Source organism: Streptomonospora arabica (assembly GCF_039531585.1).
GTDB lineage: Bacteria > Actinomycetota > Actinomycetes > Streptosporangiales > Streptosporangiaceae > Streptomonospora > Streptomonospora halophila.
In genome coordinates this window covers 185,125-203,582 of record NZ_BAAAQI010000005.1, presented here as the reverse complement: position 1 = coordinate 203,582, position 18,458 = coordinate 185,125, and the positions used below count along the sequence as shown (strand labels likewise).

General features: G+C 73.3%; 16 protein-coding genes. 8 read left to right on the top strand and 8 right to left on the bottom strand.

Annotation, left to right across the window (positions count from 1 at the left end; genetic code table 11):
- Positions 1-34 precede the first annotated feature (34 nt).
- Positions 35-202: a hypothetical protein gene (locus tag ABD284_RS11120; protein ID WP_311546654.1), complete on the top strand. Its 168-nt coding sequence runs from the start codon at positions 35-37 to the stop codon at positions 200-202.
- A 96-nt stretch (positions 203-298) separates the two neighbouring features.
- Here the strand turns inward: ABD284_RS11120 and ABD284_RS11115 are convergent, their stop codons facing one another.
- From ABD284_RS11115 to pdxH, 3 genes are all read right to left on the bottom strand, one after another.
- Positions 299-2,551, bottom strand: coding sequence for an ATP-binding SpoIIE family protein phosphatase (locus ABD284_RS11115; RefSeq protein ID WP_344142695.1), 2,253 nt, complete (start codon positions 2,549-2,551; stop codon positions 299-301).
- 209 nt (positions 2,552-2,760) lie between these two features.
- Positions 2,761-3,471, bottom strand: coding sequence for an iron-dependent transcriptional repressor DtxR (locus ABD284_RS11110; protein ID WP_344142694.1), 711 nt, complete (start codon positions 3,469-3,471; stop codon positions 2,761-2,763).
- 316 nt (positions 3,472-3,787) lie between these two features.
- Positions 3,788-4,453: a pyridoxamine 5'-phosphate oxidase gene (gene pdxH / locus ABD284_RS11105; protein ID WP_344142693.1), complete on the bottom strand. Its 666-nt coding sequence runs from the start codon at positions 4,451-4,453 to the stop codon at positions 3,788-3,790.
- Between the two features lie 148 nt (positions 4,454-4,601).
- On the opposite strand from pdxH, the gene ABD284_RS11100 reads away from it, so the two are divergent.
- From ABD284_RS11100 to ABD284_RS11085, 4 genes are all read left to right on the top strand, one after another.
- Complete coding sequence (locus tag ABD284_RS11100) at positions 4,602-5,708, top strand: citrate synthase 2 (protein WP_344142691.1); 1,107 nt, start codon at positions 4,602-4,604, stop codon at positions 5,706-5,708.
- Between the two features lie 124 nt (positions 5,709-5,832).
- On the top strand, positions 5,833-6,981 hold the full coding sequence (serC, locus tag ABD284_RS11095; RefSeq protein WP_344142690.1) for a phosphoserine transaminase: 1,149 nt from the start codon (positions 5,833-5,835) through the stop codon (positions 6,979-6,981).
- Between the two features lie 165 nt (positions 6,982-7,146).
- On the top strand, positions 7,147-8,142 hold the full coding sequence (locus ABD284_RS11090) for a glycerophosphodiester phosphodiesterase family protein (protein ID WP_344142689.1): 996 nt from the start codon (positions 7,147-7,149) through the stop codon (positions 8,140-8,142).
- A complete protein-coding gene (locus ABD284_RS11085; protein WP_344142688.1) occupies positions 8,139-9,092 on the top strand; it encodes an aminoglycoside phosphotransferase family protein in 954 nt (317 codons plus the stop codon). The genes ABD284_RS11090 and ABD284_RS11085 overlap by 4 nt, the downstream gene beginning before the upstream one ends.
- 520 nt (positions 9,093-9,612) lie before the next feature.
- On the opposite strand, the gene ABD284_RS11080 is transcribed toward ABD284_RS11085, so the two are convergent.
- Positions 9,613-10,674 (bottom strand): hypothetical protein, encoded by a 1,062-nt coding sequence (locus ABD284_RS11080; protein WP_344142687.1) that lies wholly within the window; start codon positions 10,672-10,674, stop codon positions 9,613-9,615.
- A 100-nt stretch (positions 10,675-10,774) separates the two neighbouring features.
- Between ABD284_RS11080 and ABD284_RS11075 the strand changes: the two genes are divergently transcribed.
- Complete coding sequence (locus ABD284_RS11075; RefSeq protein ID WP_344142686.1) at positions 10,775-11,500, top strand: 3-keto-5-aminohexanoate cleavage protein; 726 nt, start codon at positions 10,775-10,777, stop codon at positions 11,498-11,500.
- Positions 11,501-11,820: 320 nt separating this feature from the next.
- Here ABD284_RS11075 and thpR read toward each other — a convergent pair whose 3' ends face one another.
- From thpR to ABD284_RS11055, 4 genes are all read right to left on the bottom strand, one after another.
- A complete protein-coding gene (gene thpR / locus ABD284_RS11070; protein ID WP_344142685.1) occupies positions 11,821-12,444 on the bottom strand; it encodes an RNA 2',3'-cyclic phosphodiesterase in 624 nt (207 codons plus the stop codon).
- Positions 12,445-12,615: 171 nt separating this feature from the next.
- Positions 12,616-13,902: an MFS transporter gene (locus ABD284_RS11065; RefSeq protein WP_344142837.1), complete on the bottom strand. Its 1,287-nt coding sequence runs from the start codon at positions 13,900-13,902 to the stop codon at positions 12,616-12,618.
- A 211-nt stretch (positions 13,903-14,113) separates the two neighbouring features.
- Positions 14,114-14,563, bottom strand: a complete 450-nt coding sequence (locus tag ABD284_RS11060; protein ID WP_344142684.1) for a MarR family winged helix-turn-helix transcriptional regulator — start codon at positions 14,561-14,563, stop codon at positions 14,114-14,116.
- Between the two features lie 186 nt (positions 14,564-14,749).
- Complete coding sequence (locus ABD284_RS11055; protein WP_344142683.1) at positions 14,750-16,249, bottom strand: NCS2 family permease; 1,500 nt, start codon at positions 16,247-16,249, stop codon at positions 14,750-14,752.
- Positions 16,250-16,485: 236 nt separating this feature from the next.
- Between ABD284_RS11055 and ABD284_RS11050 the strand changes: the two genes are divergently transcribed.
- The gene (locus ABD284_RS11050; RefSeq protein WP_344142682.1) at positions 16,486-16,905 is read left to right on the top strand and encodes a DUF2530 domain-containing protein; all 420 of its coding nucleotides are present in this window, start codon (positions 16,486-16,488) and stop codon (positions 16,903-16,905) included.
- A 66-nt stretch (positions 16,906-16,971) separates the two neighbouring features.
- Positions 16,972-18,456: a DUF7059 domain-containing protein gene (locus ABD284_RS11045; protein ID WP_344142680.1), complete on the top strand. Its 1,485-nt coding sequence runs from the start codon at positions 16,972-16,974 to the stop codon at positions 18,454-18,456.
- Positions 18,457-18,458 lie beyond the last annotated feature (2 nt).

Sequence of the window (18,458 nt, the reverse complement as noted above, 5' to 3'; positions counted from 1 at the left end):
CCACGCCCCCGAGGGTCACGGCGAAAGGGTCGGCATGAGCGGCGCGTGGGACGGGCTGATCGTCCTCGGACTCCTGATCATCCTGCTGGTGCTGGGTGTGCGCAGGCTCCGGCCGCGCATGCACATCCCGTGGACCACCGGCGGCATCGTGGTGTGCTTCATCTTCGTGGTGCTGATGCTGTGGGCGTGGTCCAACCGCTGAGTCCCCGCCGGCGGCTCCGCCCGGCCTGACCCGCGGGCGCCGCGTGGAGGCCCGCGCGGGCGGCGGTCCCGGGTCCGGGGGCCCGCCGCGGCGGCGCTACTCCGACTTCAGCGGGACCTCGAACCAGACCGCCTTGCCGTCGGGGGTGGGCCGCGAGCCCCAGCGCGTGGCCAACTGGTCGACGAGGTAGAGGCCGCGGCCGCCCTCGTCGTCGGCTCCGGCGCTGCGGATGCGCGGCAGCCGCAGGTCGCGGTCGAAGACCTCGACCCACACCGAGGCCCCGCCCCGGCGCAGGCGCAGCAGGAACTCGCTGGGCTGGGCCCCCTCGTCGTCGTCGGAGGACTCCTCCAGCAGGTCCGACCAGTCCTCGTCGAAGTCGTCGGCGTCGTCGCCGAGTCCGCCCAGGTCCAGGGTGTCGGAGGAGTCGCGCACGCCGTCGGAGGTGAACTCCCGGCGGACCGGGTGGGGCGTGGCGTGTATGACGACGTTGGTGACGATCTCCGAGACCAGCAGGCAGGCGAGCTCCGCCTGGTCGCGGTCCATGCCCCAGTTCTTGAACGTGCTGGAGGCGAGGTGGCGTGCGTCGCCGACGGTGGGGGCCTCGGCGATGAACCAGCCCTCCTCCATGGCGAGCTCGCCGGAGTGGGTGCGCACCACCAGCAGTGCGGTGTCGTCGTCGATCTCGCCGGGCACGGCGGTGACGGCGGTCTGGGCGATCTGCTCGACGTCCTTGTCGGCGACGTCACGCACGCGCCTGCGCAGCTGGTCCAGCGAGCGCGGGACGTCGACGGTGCCGCCGATGGGGCGCCGGTCGACCAGGCCGTCGGTGTAGAGCAGCAGCGTGGCGCCGGCGGGAAGCTCCAGTTCGGCCTGGTGGTACACGGCGTCGTCGAAGGGCGCACCGCGCAGCTTGACGCCCAGCAGCGTGTCGGTGACCTCCAGCGACAGCTCGTCGACGTGGTCGTCGCAGATCAGCAGCGGCGACTGGTGCCCGGCGTTGGCGTAGGACAGCTGGCGCGACCAGGCGTCGTAGACCATGTACAGGCAGCTGACGCTGGGCACCCAGGTGCCGCCGGAGCCGTCGGGGCGGCCGAGCTGGCGCACCCATTCGTCCAGTTCGCGCAGGATGTCGGCGGGTTCGCGGTCAGCCTGGGCGAATGCGCGCAGCGCGGCGCGGAGCTGGCCCATGACCGCGGCCGCGTGCGGGCCGCGCCCCTCGACGTCGCCGATGACGATTCCCACGCGCCCGGCCGAGAGCGGGATGACGTCGTAGAAGTCTCCGCCGACCTGGGTCTGGATGCCGTGGCCATTGGCCTCCAGCGGCTTCGCGGGCACGTAGCGGTGCGCGATGGACAGCCCGTCGAAGTCGGGGAACGAGCGCGGCAGCAGGCTGTGCTGGAACGCGAGCGCGGTGCTGCGCTCCTCCTCGAACAGGCGGGCGTTGTCGATCGCCAGGGCCACCCGGGAGGCGAGCGCGCCCACCAGGTCGCGGTCGAAGGCGCCGTAGCGGGTCTTCTGGCGGGGGGAGAGCCGGGACAGGGCGAGCGTGAGCACGCCCAGGAGTTCACCGCGGGCGCGCAACGGCGCCGCGATGGCAGATGTCACCCCCACCTGCTCGGCCACGAGCGCCGAGCGCCTGTCGTCGGAATCGGACGCGTAGGCGTAGTCGCCCACGAGCACGGTCTCCATCCGCCGCATCGCGGTGTAGACGAAGTGGCGGTCGGGGTAGCGGACCTCCTCGCCGACGTCGAACCAGGTGCCCGGCGGCGGGGTCCATCCCTCGGCGTGCACGGAGACGCGCCGGACGAGCCGGTCGTGGTCGAAGAGGTCGATGAAGCAGTGGTCGGCGAACTGGGGCACGAGGATCTCGGCGACGGCCTTCATCGTGGAGTCGAACTCCAGCGACCCCGCCAGGCGGCTGCCGACCCGCTCAAGCAGGCCGTAGAGGTCCTCGATGCGGCCGCTGCGCAGGGCCTCGCCCGCGAAGACGATGAAGCCGTCGACCGCCCCCGCCGAGTCCTTCATCGGCACCGCGTTGACGCGCACGTGCAGCCACGAGGAGTCGGGCCGCATGATCGCGAACGTGCCGTCCCAGGTGTCGCCCTGCAGAGCGCGGCGCGAGAGCTGGTTGGCGCGTTCGAGGTCGCCCTCCTGGATGCCCAGGCCGGCCAGCGTCACCCCGCGCGGGTCGGAGTCCGCGGGCAGCCCGAAAAGCTCGTGCGCGAAGGGGTTGATGTAGCGGAGACGACTGGCGCGGTCGGCTACGAGGACGGCGATCTGCGCCTGCTCGAAGACCGCGTCCCCGGTTAGGGCATCGTCGTCGTAGAAGGCTTCCCCCCGTCGGTTCATTCAGCCGCCACCTCGACCTCACCGGCGGCGGTCACGATGCCGCGCCGCACGGTCCGCACTGTGCCCGCGCGGCCGCTCCGATCGCGCCGGGGACCGCGCGCCATGGGCAGAGCATAGCCCGAGTGTGCAGGTATCTGCAGAGCAACGTGACATTTCGGCCCCGCGGACCCCGTGCGCGCAGCCGGCGGAGGGCACGGGTCCGGGCCGGTTCAGGGCTTGGTGACGAAAATGTGGCTGGCGATCTGCCGTGACAGTTCGCTGGGCTCGCCATCCTTGCCGCTACCACCAATCACCTGTACGCCGTTCTCCGTCTCGAGAACGGCGACTTCCTGCTCGGGTTGTACCCCGGCGCGCTTGAGATCGAGCATGACTTCGGGATCGCCCTGCAGCTGCTCGCTGATCCGCCGGACCTTGACGCTGGTCTCGGTGCCGTTGGCGACGTCGAGCATCGGCACGATGGACTCGCCGGAGAACGGCTCAGGGGCGTAGCCGGCCAGCCCCAGCTCGTCCAGCGCCGGGATGGGGTTGCCGTGCGGACACACCGACGGCGCGTTCAGCAGGTGCACCAGGCGCTCTTCGACCGCCTCGGAGATGACGTGCTCCCAGCGGCAGGCCTCGACGTGGACGTCCTCCCAGGGCAGGCCGATGACGTCGACGAGCAGGCGCTCGGCCAGGCGGTGCTTGCGCATGACCAGGGTGGCCAGCCGGCGGCCCTCGTCGGTCATGACCAGGTGGCGGTCGTTCTCGACGCGCAGCAGGCCGTCGCGCTCCATGCGGGCGACGGTCTGGCTGACCGTGGGACCGCTCTGCTGGAGGCGTTCGGCGATGCGTGCCCGCAGGGGCACAATCCCCTCTTCCTCCAGCTCGAATATCGTCCGGAGGTACATCTCGGTTGTGTCGATTAGCCCGTGTGCGGTCAAGGCTCCCCCTCCCCTCATGGGCCGTCCGAGAGTCGACGACGGCAGACTCTCAACACAGACCGGCCGCACGGGATTCCGGTTGCCCGCCGGCATCGTGCCCGGACGGGAACCGACCGCTGCGCCCTGGCCGCGGGAGCGGCCACCGATTCCGTTCATCATACCCCGGCGAGGGACAACCCACTGCGCCGCAGTGTGTCCCGTTCCACACCCGCGCAGCCGACCGAAACACCCCGCGGGCCGGGCGCCGAAGGCCGGCGGCGCTCCCCGCGCGCTCACGTGCACCGCCGCCGCGCGCACCCGCGCAGGTCGCGGGTTGCTAGGGCGCCAGCCGGTCCAGCTCCCAGACGCCGTCCTCGGGCCCTCCGGTGGCCAGGGTGTAGCGGAAGCGGTCGTGCATCCGGTCGGCGCGCCCCTGCCAGAACTCGACCTCCTCCACCTGGACCCGGTAGCCGCCCCAGTAGGCGGGCCGCGGGATCTCCTCGCCGCCGCTCCACACGTCGCCGAACTCGGCGTAGAGCGCGTCCAGCTCGCCGCGGTCGGCGACGCGGCCGGACTGGCGCTCGCTGGCCCATGCGCCGATCTGTGAGCCTCTGGGACGTGTACGGAAGTACGCGTCGTTCTCGGCGTCGGTGAGGCGTTCGCCGCGGCCCCGCACAAGCACCTGGCGCCGGATCGCGTGCCAGGGGAAGACCGCGGCCAGGCGCGGCTCGTCGGCCAGCGCGCGCCCTTTCCGGGAGCCGTAGTTGGTGAAGAACCGCAGGCCGGAGCGGTCGTACCCTTTGAGTAGAACGGTACGCGCACGGGGTGCGCCGTCGGGCTCCACCGTGGCGACGACCATGGCGTTGGGCTCGGCCAGCCCCGCCGTGTGCGCGTGTGTGAACCACGTGTGAAACTGCTCCATGGGATGCGCCGCCATGTCGGCCCTCCGCAGCGGAGCCCCCTCGTAGGGCTGCCGCAGCTCCGCCGGCTCGCTGTGGTTCACAGTGGAGCATCCTCACACGGCCTGCGGGGTAGGCGCCACATGCAGGACCGCCCGACCAGCGACACCGCGAGTGCCACCGAGACCTGACCGAACGGCCCGCCGGGCGCACCCGGATCCACCGGACCGCGACACTACGGAGGAAGCCGGTATGTCGGAGTTCAAGCCCGGGCTCGAAGGAGTCGTGGCGTTCGAGACGCAGATCGCCGAACCAGACAAGGAGGGCGGTGCCCTCCGCTACCGGGGCGTCGACATCGAGAACCTCGTCGGCAAGACGGCCTTCGGGCGGGTCTGGGGGCTGCTGGTCGACGACGGCTTCTACCCCGGCCTCCCCTTCGCCGAGCCGGTCGCCCAGTCGGTTCGCACCGGGGACATCCGCGTGGACGTGCAGAGCGCGCTGGCTGCGCTGGCCCCCCTGTGGGGCTTCAAACCGCTGCTGGACATCGACGACGACGAGGCCCGCGACAACGTCGCCCGCGCGGCCTCGGCCGCGCTTTCGGTCACCGCCCAGGCCGCCCGCGGCGACCTGCCGGAGGTGCCGCGCGCCCGCATCGAGGAGGGCGCCTCGGTGGTCGAGCGGTTCATGATCCAGCTGCGCGGCGAGCCCGACCCGCGCCACGTGAAGGCGGTCGACGCCTACTGGACCTCCGCCGCCGAGCACGGCATGAACGCCTCGACGTTCACCGCGCGCGTCATCGCCTCCACCGGCGCCGACGTCGCCGCCGCGCTGTCGGGCGCCGTGGGCGCCATGTCCGGCCCGCTGCACGGCGGGGCGCCGGCGCGCGTGCTGCACATGCTCGACGAGACCGAGCGCATCGGCGACGCGCGCACCTTCGTCACCCGCGCCATGGACCGGGGCGAGCGCCTGATGGGCTTCGGCCACCGCGTGTACCGCGCCGAGGACCCGCGCGCCCGGGTGCTGCGCCGCACCGCCAAGGAGCTCGACGCGCCGCGCTTCGAGGTCGCCGAGGCCCTGGAGAACGCCGCCCTTGAGGAGCTGCACGCCCGCAAGCCCGACCGGGTGCTGGCCACCAACGTCGAGTACTGGGCGGCGGTCGTGCTGGACTTCGCGGAGATCCCGACGGAGATGTTCACGGCCATGTTCACCTGCGCCCGCACCGCCGGCTGGTCGGCCCACATCCTGGAGCAGAAGCGGACCGGTCGGCTCGTACGGCCCAGCGCCGACTACACCGGCCCCGCCGCCCGCGCCATCGACGACGTCCCGGGCGCCCGGGAGGCCCTCGCCCAGGGGGTGTGAGACCCGCCGGCGCCGGCCGCCGGCACCGGGCCATCACGAGCGGCACCTGTGCGGCGGCCAAGGCCTCCCGACCGCGCGCTCGCTGGGCAAACGCCGCTAACCCGCCCCCCTTACCTGCGACGCGATGACGCCAGCCACTACCCTTGCCCAGGTGACCGACATTCAGATTCCCGCGAACCTGCTGCCCAGCGACGGCCGCTTCGGCTGCGGTCCGTCGAAGGTCCGACCCGAGCAACTCTCCGCCCTCGCGTCGTCCGGCTCCGGCTACATGGGGACCTCCCACCGGCAGAAGCCGGTCAAGTCCTTGGTGGGGCGGGTGCGAACCGGTCTGTCGCAGCTCTTCGACCTGCCCGACGGCTATGAGGTCGTGCTCGGCAACGGCGGCACCACCGCCTTCTGGGACACCGCCGCCCACGGCCTGGTGCGCCGGAAGTCCCAGCACCTGTCCTTCGGCGAGTTCTCCTCGAAGTTCGTCAAGGTCACCAAGGGCGCGCCGTGGCTCGACGAGCCGAGCGTCATCAGCACCGACCCCGGCACGCACGGCGAGCCGGCGGCCGAGGACGGCGTGGACGCCTACGCGCTGACCCACAACGAGACCTCGACCGGCGTGGCCATGCCCATCCGGCGGGTGCCCGGCGCCGCGGACGACGCGCTGGTGATGGTCGACGCCACCAGCGGCGCCGGCGGCCTGCCGGTCGACATCTCCGAGACCGACGTCTACTACTTCGCCCCCCAGAAGTGCTTCGCCGCCGACGGCGGGCTGTGGGTGGCGATCATGTCGCCCCGGGCGCTGGCGCGGGTCGACGAGATCGCCGGCAGCGGCCGCTACATCCCCGAGTTCTTCTCGCTGACGACCGCGGTCGACAACTCCCGCAAGGACCAGACCTACAATACGCCCGCCGTGGCCACGCTGATGCTGCTCGCCGACCAGGTCGAGTGGATGAACGAGCGGGGCGGCCTGGACTGGACGGTGCGCCGCACCGCGGAGTCCTCGTCGGTGCTGTACTCCTGGGCGGAGAAGGTCGACTACGCCAGCCCGTTCGTGGCCGAGCCCGCACAGCGGTCCCAGGTCGTGGGCACGATCGACTTCGCCGACAGCGTCGACGCGGCGGCGGTCGCCGCCACCCTGCGCGCCAACGGGATCGTCGACACCGAGCCCTACCGCAAGCTGGGCCGCAACCAGCTGCGCATCGGCATGTTCCCGGCGATCGAGCCGGACGACGTGCGCGCGCTCACCGGGTGCATCGAGCACGTGGTGAGCAAGCAGGGCTGAGGCGCCCCCGGCCCGCGCCGCCCGCCCGGCGGCCGCATGCGGCCGGTTCGCGCGACAGAGCGCAACACGATACACCTGATGGCCTGCCCGGACGCGGTGTCCGGGCAGGCCATCACTTGCGAGCGGGTGCCCGTGCAGCGCGGGCGTCCGAGGACGGATGCGGCTGTGCGCAGAAACAAGCAGGAGCCCGAGCTCAAGATCATTTCGCACCGGGGCGCCTCCGGGCACCGCCCGGAGCACACGCTGGGCTCCTACGAGCTCGGTGCGCGCGTCGGCGGCGACTTCATGGAGGTCGACCTGGTCGCCACGGCCGACGGCGCGCTGGTGGCCCGCCACGAGCCCGAGATCGGGGACACGACCGACGTCGCCGACCACCCCGAGTTCGCCGACCGCCGCACCACCCGGACCGTCGACGGACGCGACCACACCGGCTGGTTCGCGCACGACTTCACGCTGGACGAGCTGAAGACGCTGCGCGCCACCGAGCGGATCCCCGACGTCCGCCCCGCCAACGCCGCCCACGACGGCGTCTACGAGATCCCCACCCTCCAGGAGATCATCGACCTGGCCCGGCGGATGAGCGCGGAGCTGGGCCGGCGCATCGGGATCTATCCCGAGACCAAGCACCCCGCCTACCACTCGGGGCTGGGGCTGGACCTGGAGCCGCCGCTGCTGGCTGCGCTGCTGGACAACCGACTGGCCGGGCCCGAGCCGGAGCTTCCGGTCTTCCTCCAGTCCTTCGAGGGCGAGAGCCTGCGCAAGCTCGCCGACGTCCGGCTGCCCCGCGTCCTCTTGATGGGCACCGAGGAGCACTGGCGCCCGTTGCTCACCCCCGAGGGGCTGGCCGGGGTCGCGGAGTACGCCGAGGCGATCGGCCCGAACAAGGATCTGGTGATCCCGCGCGACGAAAACGGCGAACTGGGTGAGGCGACCGCCCTCGTGGCCGACGCCCACGAGGCGGGCCTGCTCGTGCACCCCTGGACGTTCCGCAGCGAGAACCGCTTCCTGCCCGCGGATCTGCGCAGCGGCGGCGGCGCAGGAGACTTCGGCGGGTTCGCCGCCGAGTACGGCGCGTTCTTCGAGGCCGGGGTGGACGGCGTGTTCACCGACCACTCGCGGCACGCGTTCCTGGCGCGGGAGATCTACCTGGAGGGCGAGTGAAGCCGCTGCGGCGGGCCGACGGCACGGCCCCCGACTCGCTGCCCGAGAGCGTGGCGCGCAACATCAGGGCCCTCGACGGCGGGCCCGCGTGGCTCAAGTCGCTGCCGGAGACGCTGGCCGACGTGCAGGCCGCCTGGGACCTGGCCCTGGACTCCCCGTTCGACGGCGGCAGCTGCTCCTGGGCGGGTCCGGCGCGCACCGGCTCCGCCGAGCGATCCGTGCTCAAGGTCTCCTTCCCGCACCGCGAGGCACGCGGAGAGGCGGAGGCGCTGCGCTTCTGGGACGGCGCCGGAGCCGTCCGGCTGCTGCGCGCCAGCGAGGACGGCTTCGCGCTGCTACTGGAGGAGTGCCGCCCCGGCGCCACGCTGCGCGACTCCCCCGGGGAGCCCGAGGACCTGCTCGCCGCCGGCCTGCACGTGCTCGCGTGGCTGTGGCGCCGGCCGCCGGAGCCGGGTCTGGATCTGGAGAGCCTGGAGACGGTCGCGACCGACTGGGCCGGGCTGGTCGAGGAGCGCCATCCCCGGCTGCGCCCCGGCGCCGATCCGCACCTGGTGCGCACCGCGGTCGACCTGCTCGGCTCGCTGCCGCGGACGGCCGAGCGGTCGGTGGTGCTGCACGGCGACATCAACCCGGGCAACATCCTCGCCGCCGAGCGCGCACCGTGGCTGGCCATCGACCCCAAGCCGATGGTGGGCGACCCGGGCTACGACGTCTGGCCGCTGATCATGCAGATCGACCCCCCGATGCGGCTGATCGACCCGCTCCCGGCGCTGCGCCGCCGGTTCGACACGGCCGCCGAAATCCTCGGCGAGCCCGCCGACCGGCTGGCGGCCTGGTCGGCGGCCCGGGCGGTGGAGTCGGCCTTCGACCGGTACAACATCGGCTCCTACCCGGCGGGCGACGCCGAACTGGCCCAGGCGGAACTGCTGGCCGACGTGGCGGGCCTGTAGCCGACGCGGCACCCGTACGGCGGTCCCCGGCGGCCCCTCACCCGCCCGGTCGGCGGGCCCGCGGCGTTCGCGCGGAGGCGTGCGCAAAGGCGTGGCCAACATTCTTCACAGCGGCCGTGCCGGCGTACCGAAGGCGCCGCCGCCGCTTGTGGGTTTCGGATCGCGATACGCCGCTGAACGGGGCATCACATCCGGTTCCACACACAACCGACATAAGCCATACGCTGCACAAACACGCGCGTGGACCAAGTTATCCACAGGATGGCCGAATGTCTGTGGATATCGGCCGCACCCCTGTGGACAACCGGCCCGCGCGGGCTCCGCCCGGGGCCCGGTCCCCAGGCGCCGGCGCGAGGCCCGCCGGCGGACCTGCCGCCCGGCGGGGCCGGGGCGGCGGTCGAGGGCACAGCGCCCGCGGCCGCCCGGCCGCGAGCGGTCCCGGGCGGGTTCCCGACCGGATAACGGCGGATCCCGAACGCGCGCTCCTCCCGGCAGCGGGTGCCGATCCGGTCCGGCGGGATCAGCTGCGGCGGGCCAGAAGGGCGATACCGGCGATCACGACGGCGGCCAGTCCCACGCCGGTCCAGATCAGGACCGCGGCACCTGTGCCGCCCCCGCTGCCGCCGGCCCCCGCGGCGCCGCCCTGCCCGGCCGTCCCCGGGCCGTCGGAGGCGCCGTCGCCGCCTTCACCGGGCTCCGCTCCGGGAAGCTCCAGCGGCACGCTCCACACCGGGCTGTCCGCGCCCTCCGTGCCCGCGAGCAGGGACCGCCCGTCGTGGGAGAAGGCCAGGGACTCGCCCTGGTCGGACTCCGGCAGCGGCACCCGGTCCACGACGCGCCCGCCGCCCACGCCGTCTGCGGCGTCGTAGACGGTGGCCGCCCAGTAGGTGCGCACCGCGTAGTAGGCGCCGTCCGGGGAGAAGGAGGCGTCGGTCGCGTACAGCGGCGCCGAGTCGACCCGGGTGAGGGTGTTGGTGGCGTCGGGGTCGAGGTCCTCGGGCGCCGCGTAGACCCCGCCGGCGACCTCCTTGCTCAGGATGTGGATACGGCCGTCGCGGGGGTCGACCATCATGGCCTCGGCGTCGCGGCCGCCGTCCTCGTAGGAGAAGCTGAACGTGGTGGCCGCGATCGCCTGGTCGGCGAGGTCGCGCGGCTCGGGCAGGCGGTAGACGCGGATGCTGGGCCAGCCGCCGTGGAAGTTGTCGCCGATGTCGCCGACGAAGACCGCGGGTTCGCCGTCCTCGCCCGGACCCACCGCGATCGCCTCCCAGTCGCGCGCCTCGACCCCCTCGCCGACCACGTCCACGGTCGCCACCGTGCGCCCCTGCTCGTCGACGGCGTAGATCTGCGGCCCGTAGGTTCCGCTGTCGTTGTGCGTCCAGTAGACGCCGTCGTGCCGGCTGGAGGCGGCCAGTCCGCTCGACTCCTGGATGCGCTCGTCGGTGATCCGGAACAGGGGCTCCGCAGCGGGGGAAGTGCTGTCAGCGGACGGCTCCGCGGCCGCCGCGCCGGCCGCGCCGGCGGGCGCCGCCTGCAGCGCCGCGAGCGCGAGCGTCACCGCGACCGCGGCGCTTCTCCTCATGGCCGCAATCCTGCCATTCTCGGCGCGGCGGCATGGCTTGCGACCCTCGCCTTGTGGGCATGCTCCGCATACACACGCGCATGAGCGGAAGGATGACCGAATGCGGCTCATCGCCTGCCTCAACGGGGACCGCCGACCCGGGGCGCATCCCGCGCTGCCCGTCTCACCGGAGCAGATCGTCGCCGACGCGCGCGCGGCGGTGGCCGCCGGAGCCGACGAGGTACACGTCCACCCGCGCGACGGCGGCGGCGCGGAGTCCCTGGAACCCCAGGTGGTCACGCCGCTGCTGCGGCTGCTGCGCGCCGAACTGCCCGACGTGCCCGTCAGCTTCACCACGGCGCTGTCGGCCGAACCCGACCCGGTGCGCCGCTACGACCTCGTCCAGCGCTGGAGCGCGCTGCCCTTCTCCGCGTCGGTGAACCTGCACGAGCCGGGGTCGGTCGAGGTCGCCCGGCTGCTGATCGACCGCCGGGTCGCGGTCGAGGCGGGGGTGTGGACCCCCGACGCCGCGCGCATCCTGGTGGCCTCGGGCCTGGCGGGCGACTTCTCCCGCGTGCTGGTGGAGCCGATGCAGACCACGACCGAGGACGCGCTGCACAACGCCTCGGCGATCGACGCCGTGCTGGACCGGGCCGGCCTGGAGCTTCCGCGACTGCTGCACGGCCGCGACGCCACGGCCTGGCCGGTCCTCGACACAGCGGTCGCCGCGGGCCTCGACGTGCGCATCGGCCTAGAGGACACGCTGCGCGACTCGGAGAACAACGCGGTCGAGGACAACGCCGCCCTGGTGGCGCTGGCGACCGCGCGCATGTCCGCGGCGGCGTAGGGCCGCCGGGCGCGGTCCGCGGGACGCCCGCGGAGGCGGCTGCGGCGCCGACGGGCGCTCGGGCGCATCCCGGCCGCGGGCCCGCGAGCGCGGGGCGCGGTCTCAGCCGATCGCCGCGCCGATCACGACGAGCAGCACGATGCCCGCGAGCACCGTGGGCAGCAGCCAGCGCTGCTTCCGGTTGTTGGTGAGCATGCTCATGGTCGACCGGCCTTACTCGCGTACCGCCGGGGGCGCTGGTGCCGCGTCCGGCTGTGGTCCCGGCCCGCTCGCCGCGGGCCCCGTCGAAGGGGCGGCACGGGGTGCGCGCCGGGGGATTTTCAGCTTAACGGCCAGGTTGCGAGGGTCTCGTAGCGGGGCCGTGCGGGATGGTGGCTGCGGACGAGGTGGATCGCGTCGACGGTCCAGAACGGCGTGGCCAGCCCGCCCAGGGCGTAGCGCAGCGCCGTCATGTCCGTGGGCGGCCTGCTGGAGGCCAGCGTCAGGTGCGGCACGAACGCGCGCCGGTCGAGGCGGACGCCGGACTTTCGGGCGACCTTGCGCAGCCCGGCGGCCAGCGCGGTCATGCCGTCGACGTCGCCCTCCAGGCCGGCCCACAGCACCGACGCCTGTCCGGTGTCGCCGGGGAAGGTGCCCCCGCCGCGGACCGCGACCGACATCCGCTCGTGCCGCGCGGCCTCGGCGGCGAGGCGCTCCTGGAGCGGCGGCACGCCCGGGGCGTCGACGTCGCCCAGGAACAGCACCGTGAAGTGCCATTCCGCGCGGTCCCTCCAGCGCAGTCCCAGCCCCAGCCGCGGCCGCCCGCCGGGGCCGTCCGAGCGCCCGGAGGTGTCGAGCGCGCCCCGGGCGACGTCGAGCCCGTCGGCGGCACTCAGCGCGTCTGCGGCGCGCGCCACCTCGTCCAGGACCTCCTTCGGCGGGTAAACCGCGACGAAGAGCCTCATGCACCACCCCGCATCGTCGTGCCTTGCGATGATCCCGCGTGCGGGAAGCATGCCATCGGCCGCGGTCCGGCGGTAGGGCACAGGGCCCTCCGCCGCAGAAATCCCGCGCCGCGCGGGCGCATCCCGCACACGGGGTCGGCGGTCGGCCGCCGGCGGGTCGCGGCGCCCCCGTCAGTCGGCGCCGCCCGCCCGCAGCGCGCCGCCCGTGCGCGCCGGCAGCGCCGTGACCCGCACGAAGGGGCGCCGCAGCGGCGACAGCCGCACCCGCACCCGCAGACTGCGGGCCAGGAGCACCGACACCACGGCGACGACGATCACGCTCACAGCACCGCCGACTCCAAGACTGGCACGGGGACCGAACGCATCGGCGAGGAACCCGACGATCGGCGCTCCGATCGGGGCGACGCCGAGGAACACGAGCATGTAGATGCTCATCACCCGCCCGCGCATCTGCGGGTCGACGCTGAGCTGGAACGTGGAGTTCAGCGAGGTGGTGAAGGTCATGAACGCCACGCCCATGAACACCAGGGACGCGACGAACGCACCGTAGCCCGGTGCGAGCGCCGACACCCCCTGCAGCACACCGAACGCCAGCGCACCGGTGAGCACGAGGCGCAGCCGGGGCCGCTCGCGGCGCGCCGCCAGCAGCGCCCCGGCGAGCGCGCCGACGGCCAGCGCGGCCGCGGCCGTGCCGAAGGCGGCGGCGCCGGTACGGAACTCGTTGTTGGCCATCAGCGCGATCTGGTTCTGCACGTTCGCGCCGAACATCTGCACGAAGACGGTCATAACCAGCAGCAGCACGAGGTCCGGGCGGGCCAGCACATAGCGCACGCCCTCCATGGTCTGGCCCTTGGCGCGCGGCGCGGGCTCGGTGACCTGCAGCTCGCCGGGCCGCATCAGCCACAGGCCGCCCAGCACGGCCAGGAAGGAGGCGGCGTTGATCAGGAACACGGGGCCGCTGCCGATCGCCGAGATCAGCAGTCCGGCGACGGCGGGGCCGGCGACCCGGCCGAACTGGAAGCTGGCGCTGTTGAGCGCGACGGCGTTGGGCAGGTCGCGGTCGCCGACCATCTCGACGACGAAGGTCTGGCGCGCGGGGTTGTCGACCACGGTCACCAGGCCCAGCGCGAAGGCGAAGACGTAGACGTGCCAGACCTCGGCGGCGCCGGCGGCGGCCAGCACGCCCAGCCCGGCGGCGAGGACGCCCATGGCGGCCTGGGTGGCGATCAGCAGGCGGCGCTTGCCCAGCCTGTCGACGAGGGTGCCGCCCCACAGCCCGAACAGCAGCATCGGCAGGAACTGGAGCGCGGTCGCCACGCCCAGGGCGATGCCGCTGCCGCCGCTGAGCTGGAGGACCAGCCAGTCCTGGGCGACGCGCTGCATCCAGGTTCCGCTGTTGGAGACGACCTGGCCGGCGGCGAAGAGCCGGTAGTTGCGGATGGCCAGCGAGCGGAACATGGCGCTGCGCGGCGCACCGCGCTTCCGGGCGGAGCCGGTGTCCGGGGCGCCGGGACCTCCGCTCTCTGGAGGCGCCGCGGCGCGGTCCTCGGTGTCCGGTGCGGCCTGCCGCTCGGGCTCGCTCATCGCGTCCTCGGACGCCGGGCCGGTACCGGCCGCGCCCGTCCCCCTCGGTCCTCGGTGCGGCTCGGGGGCCGGGAACCGGGCCGGGCTAGGCCTGCGTCAGCCGGTCCATGATCTCGGCCGCCCGGCGCAGGGTGTCCTTCTCCTGCGGGGTCAGCTCCTTGAGGCGCTGGGCCATCCACGCCTGGCGGCGCCGCCGGTCGGCGCGGACCATCTCCCGGCCCTCCTCGGTGAGGTCGACCAGCTGCCTGCGCTGGTCCTCGGGATGCTTGGTGCGCCGCACCAGCCCCCGCTCCTCCAGCGCCGCCACGATCCGGGTCATCGACGGGGGCTGCACCTTCTCGTGCTCGGCGAGCTCCCCCGGGGTCATCTCGCCGTGGCGGGCGAGGGTGAACAGTGCCGCGTTCTGCCCCAGCGACAGGGACGCGTCGAGCCGCTGCGCGCGCAGCCTCCGGGCGAGCCTGCCCACGGTCACGCTCAGCACCGACGCCAGCCCGGCGTCGGTCCTGGTCTGTTGGGACAGCGGAGACTTCTTCATTAGCAGGACTCATTACTTTTGCTAACAATACCGCGCACCAGGGTCATTCCCCCGCTACCCGGGAGGCCACAGCGCCCTATCCGCGAGGGCACACCGGCACCCCTCGCCGTGCACGGATGCACGCCGGCGCGGCGGCGCGCGGCGGCTGCGGGCCCGGTGCCCGCAGCCTATTCGGCCCGCGGCGGGTCACAGACCCAGCAGCGCCTTGATCGGCGCGAGCGCGAAGTACACCGCGAAGGCCGCGGCCACGATCCACAGCAGCGGATGGATCTCGCGGATGCGCCCCTGGGCCGTCTTGATCACGGTGTAGCTGATGAAGCCGACGCCGATGCCGTTGGCGATGGAGTAGCTGAACGGCATCATCACGATGGTCAGAAACGCCGGGATCCCGATCGAGTAGTCGCTGAACGGGATCTTGGTGACCTGGGTGACCATCATGAAGCCGACGATGACCAGGACCGGCGTGGCGGCCTCGAACGGCACCAGCTCGACCAGCGGCGAGAACAGCGTCGCCACCAGGAAGAGCGCGCCCGTGACGACCGGCGCGATGCCGGTGCGGGCGCCCTCGCCGACACCGGCCGCGGACTCGGCGAAGACCGTGTTGACCGAGGCCGGCGCGACACCGCCGGCGATCGTGCCCAACGAGTCGACGATCAGCACCTCGCGGGCGCGCGGGACGTTGCCCTTCTCGTCCAGCAGGCCCGCCTGTCCGGCGACCCCGACCATCGTGCCCATCGTGTCGAAGAAGTCGGCGAGCAGCAGCGTGAAGATCAGCAGGATGACCGCGATCGTCCCGGCGTTGGCGAAGCTGCCGAACAGGTTGAAGTTCCCGATGAGGCTGAAGTCGGGCAGGGAGACGACGTCGCCGAACGACGTGGGCAGCGACGGCACGGTCAGCGACCACCCCTCGGGGTTCACCTCGCCGCCGCCGGCGTCCATGGGCCCGACCTTCGCGAACGCCTCGACGACGATCGCCACGGCCGTGGCCGCGATGATCCCGATCAGCATGGCGCCGCGCACCCGGTTCACGATCAGCGCGATGGTCAAAAGCAGCCCGAGGACGAACACCAGGATCGGCCAGCCCGACAGGGTCCCGTCGCCCAGCTGCACCGGGACGGTGCTGCCGGCGGCGTCGGGCACCCGGCGGATGAAACCCGCGTTGACGAAGCCCACCAGCGCCAGGAACATGCCAACACCCACCGCGATGGCGCTCTTCAGCTCGGGCGGGATGGCCCGGAACACCGCGGTGCGGAACCCTGTCAGCACCAGCAGGAGCAGCACGACGCCTTCGAGGATCAGCACGCCCATGGCGTCGGCCCAGGTCATCTGCGGCGCCAGCGAGTAGGCGACGATGACGTTGAGGCCCATGCCCGCCGCCAGCGCGAACGGGTAGCGGCTGACGACGCCCATCAGGATGGTGATCACACCGCCGACCAGCGCCGTGGTCGCCGCCACCTGCGGGATTCCCAGGGTCTGGCCGTTCATGTCCTCGGCGGTGCCGATGATCAGCGGGTTGAGCACGATGATGTAGGCCATGGCGAAGAACGTCGCCAGGCCGCCGCGGATCTCCCGGGGGAACGTGGAGCCCCGTTCGCGGACGTGGAAGTACCGGTCGAGGCGGCCCGCGAGGCCGCCCGAACGCGCGGCGGCGCGGCCCTCGCCGGGGTGCTGTGGGTTCTGCTTCACTCGCTCGACCTTGGCAGACGGGGATTAAGGGACGAGGTCAGAGTAGTTGCAGGTTCGTACGAATCGGTACATCTCTCTGGGGGCGGTGTTGGGCGGATCATACGAACGGCCGCCGCCCCGGCGGCGCCACCCCCGCCGCACGGTGCGACCCCGTGTCGCGGCGCGCGAGTTCCGGACGCGCCGATACCGGGCCGCCGCACCCGGGCGCGCGGGCGGCCGTCGACTAGCCTGAAAGCGTGCGCCATCCCCGCAGACCCGATCCGGAGGTCCTGGAGAGCGACTACCGCGTCCCCACGGCCCTCGGCACGGCCGCGTGGACCGCCGCCCTGGTCGTCCTCCTCGCGATGGGCGACGGCCTGGCCGAGCAGGACCGCTGGTGGCGCTGGGTGTGTTTGACCGGGATCGTCTTCGGACTCTTCGGCTACGCCTACATCCCCCGCCACCTGCGCAAGCACGCCGAGTCCGGCCGGTTGCGCGCCGCCGAGGCGGGCGGGGCCGTTGCCGACCGGGGCGCTCCGGCCGACGGGCACGACGCGTCCGAGGGCGCCGCGCCCGACGGCGGAGCCGCAGCGCCGGGCGCACCGGCCGCCGGCCCTGCCGACGCCCCGCAGGACGGCACCCGCGGCAGCAGACGGCACCCGCCTCCGAAGAGGTGAGGCGCGGCGAACGCCCCGAGCCCGCGAACGCACACTCCACGGGCGGCACTCCCTGATAATGGGCGCGTGTCTGATTTGTTTCGCCCGTTTCCGCACGCACTCGCCGATCGGCTCCGCAAGACGCTGATCGACGCCGACTACACCGTCTCCGGCGTGCGCGACCGGCTCGGCGACATGGCCTCGCGGGCGCTCGCCCGCGAGCAGCTGACCCCTGCCCTGCGCGCCACGGGCGGCGAGGAGCGGCTGGGGATACTGCTGCGCCTGTGGTGGCTGCAGGAACCGGTCGCCGCGGGCGCGGCGCGCGCCGTGCTGCCGATCGACGACCTCGCCGACGCCGGGCTGGTCGCCGCGGACGAGGAGGGGGTGCGCGCGCTGGTGCACCTGGCCCCCTGGGAGATGGACGAGGGCCGCCCGGGCTTCGTCGTCTCCGACCCCACGGTGCGCCCCGGGCAGGGAGTCCCCCGTCCCGACCACGTCGTCGGCGCCGGCGGCGCGTCCGCGAGCATGGCGCAGCTCCTGGTCGACGGGCCGTTCGAGCGCGCGCTGGACGTCGGCACCGGCTGCGGCGTGCAGGCGCTGCACCTGGCCTCCCGGGCCGCCGAGGTGGCGGCCACCGACGTCAACCCGCGGGCGCTGCGCCTGGCCGAGGTCACCTGGGCGCTGTCGGACGTGCCGCACGTGCGCCCTCAGCAGGGGTCCCTCTACGAGCCGGTCGCCGGCGAGCGCTTCGACCTGATCGCGTGCAACCCGCCGTTCGTCATCACCCCCGACGCCCGCTACACCTACCGGGAGTCCGGCCTGGCCGGCGACGGCGTCTGCGCCGAACTGGTCCGCCGCGCCCCGGCCCACCTCACCGACGGCGGCTGGTGCCAGATCCTGGCCAACTGGCTGCACGTCGAGGGCGAGGACTGGCGCGACCGGGTCGGCGAGTGGATGGCCGGCACCGGCTGCTCGGGATGGGTGGTCCAGCGCGACGTGCAGGACCCGGCGGAGTACGTCGAACTGTGGCTGCGCGACTCCTGCGAGGTCGGCAGCCCCGAGTACACCCGGCGCTACGACGCCTGGCTGGACTACTTCGAGCGCGAGGCGGTCCAGGGCATCGGCTACGGCTGGATCAGCCTGCGCAACGACGTCGCCCAGGACGCCGCCGTGCGCCTTGAGGAGTTCCGCCACGAGATCGAGCAGCCGGTGGGGCGCTACCTGCCCGAGGTCGTCGACGGCGCCATGACCGCCAACCGGCTCACCGACGCGGCGCTGCTGTCGGCGCACGTGGCGCTGGCGCCCGAGGTCGTCGAGGAGCGCGTCGGGGTGCCCGGCGCGCCCGACCCCGAGCGCATCCTGCTGCGCCAGCGCGGCGGCCTGCGGCGGGTGGCCCAGGTCGGCACGATCGAGGCGGCGCTGGCCAGCGTGTGCGACGGCACGATGCCAGTGGGGCCGCTGCTGGACGCGATCGCCGAGCTGACCGACCGCGACGCCGCCGAGGTCCGCGCCCGCACGCCCGACGTGCTTCGCTCCCTGATCGCCGAGGGCTTCTTCCGCGTCGCGCGGTAGGC

Excerpts from the sequence above, each read along its gene's own strand:
- ABD284_RS11120 (WP_311546654.1), top strand. The coding sequence starts at position 35 with ATGAGCGGCGCGTGGGACGGGCTGATCGTCCTCGGACTCCTGATCATC.
- ABD284_RS11115 (WP_344142695.1), bottom strand. The coding sequence starts at position 2,551 with ATGAACCGACGGGGGGAAGCCTTCTACGACGACGATGCCCTAACCGGG.
- ABD284_RS11100 (WP_344142691.1), top strand. The coding sequence starts at position 4,602 with ATGTCGGAGTTCAAGCCCGGGCTCGAAGGAGTCGTGGCGTTCGAGACG.
- serC (WP_344142690.1), top strand. The coding sequence starts at position 5,833 with ATGACGCCAGCCACTACCCTTGCCCAGGTGACCGACATTCAGATTCCC.
- ABD284_RS11080 (WP_344142687.1), bottom strand. The coding sequence starts at position 10,674 with ATGAGGAGAAGCGCCGCGGTCGCGGTGACGCTCGCGCTCGCGGCGCTG.
- ABD284_RS11075 (WP_344142686.1), top strand. The coding sequence starts at position 10,775 with ATGCGGCTCATCGCCTGCCTCAACGGGGACCGCCGACCCGGGGCGCAT.
- thpR (WP_344142685.1), bottom strand. The coding sequence starts at position 12,444 with ATGAGGCTCTTCGTCGCGGTTTACCCGCCGAAGGAGGTCCTGGACGAG.
- ABD284_RS11065 (WP_344142837.1), bottom strand. The coding sequence starts at position 13,902 with ATGTTCCGCTCGCTGGCCATCCGCAACTACCGGCTCTTCGCCGCCGGC.
- ABD284_RS11060 (WP_344142684.1), bottom strand. The coding sequence starts at position 14,563 with ATGAAGAAGTCTCCGCTGTCCCAACAGACCAGGACCGACGCCGGGCTG.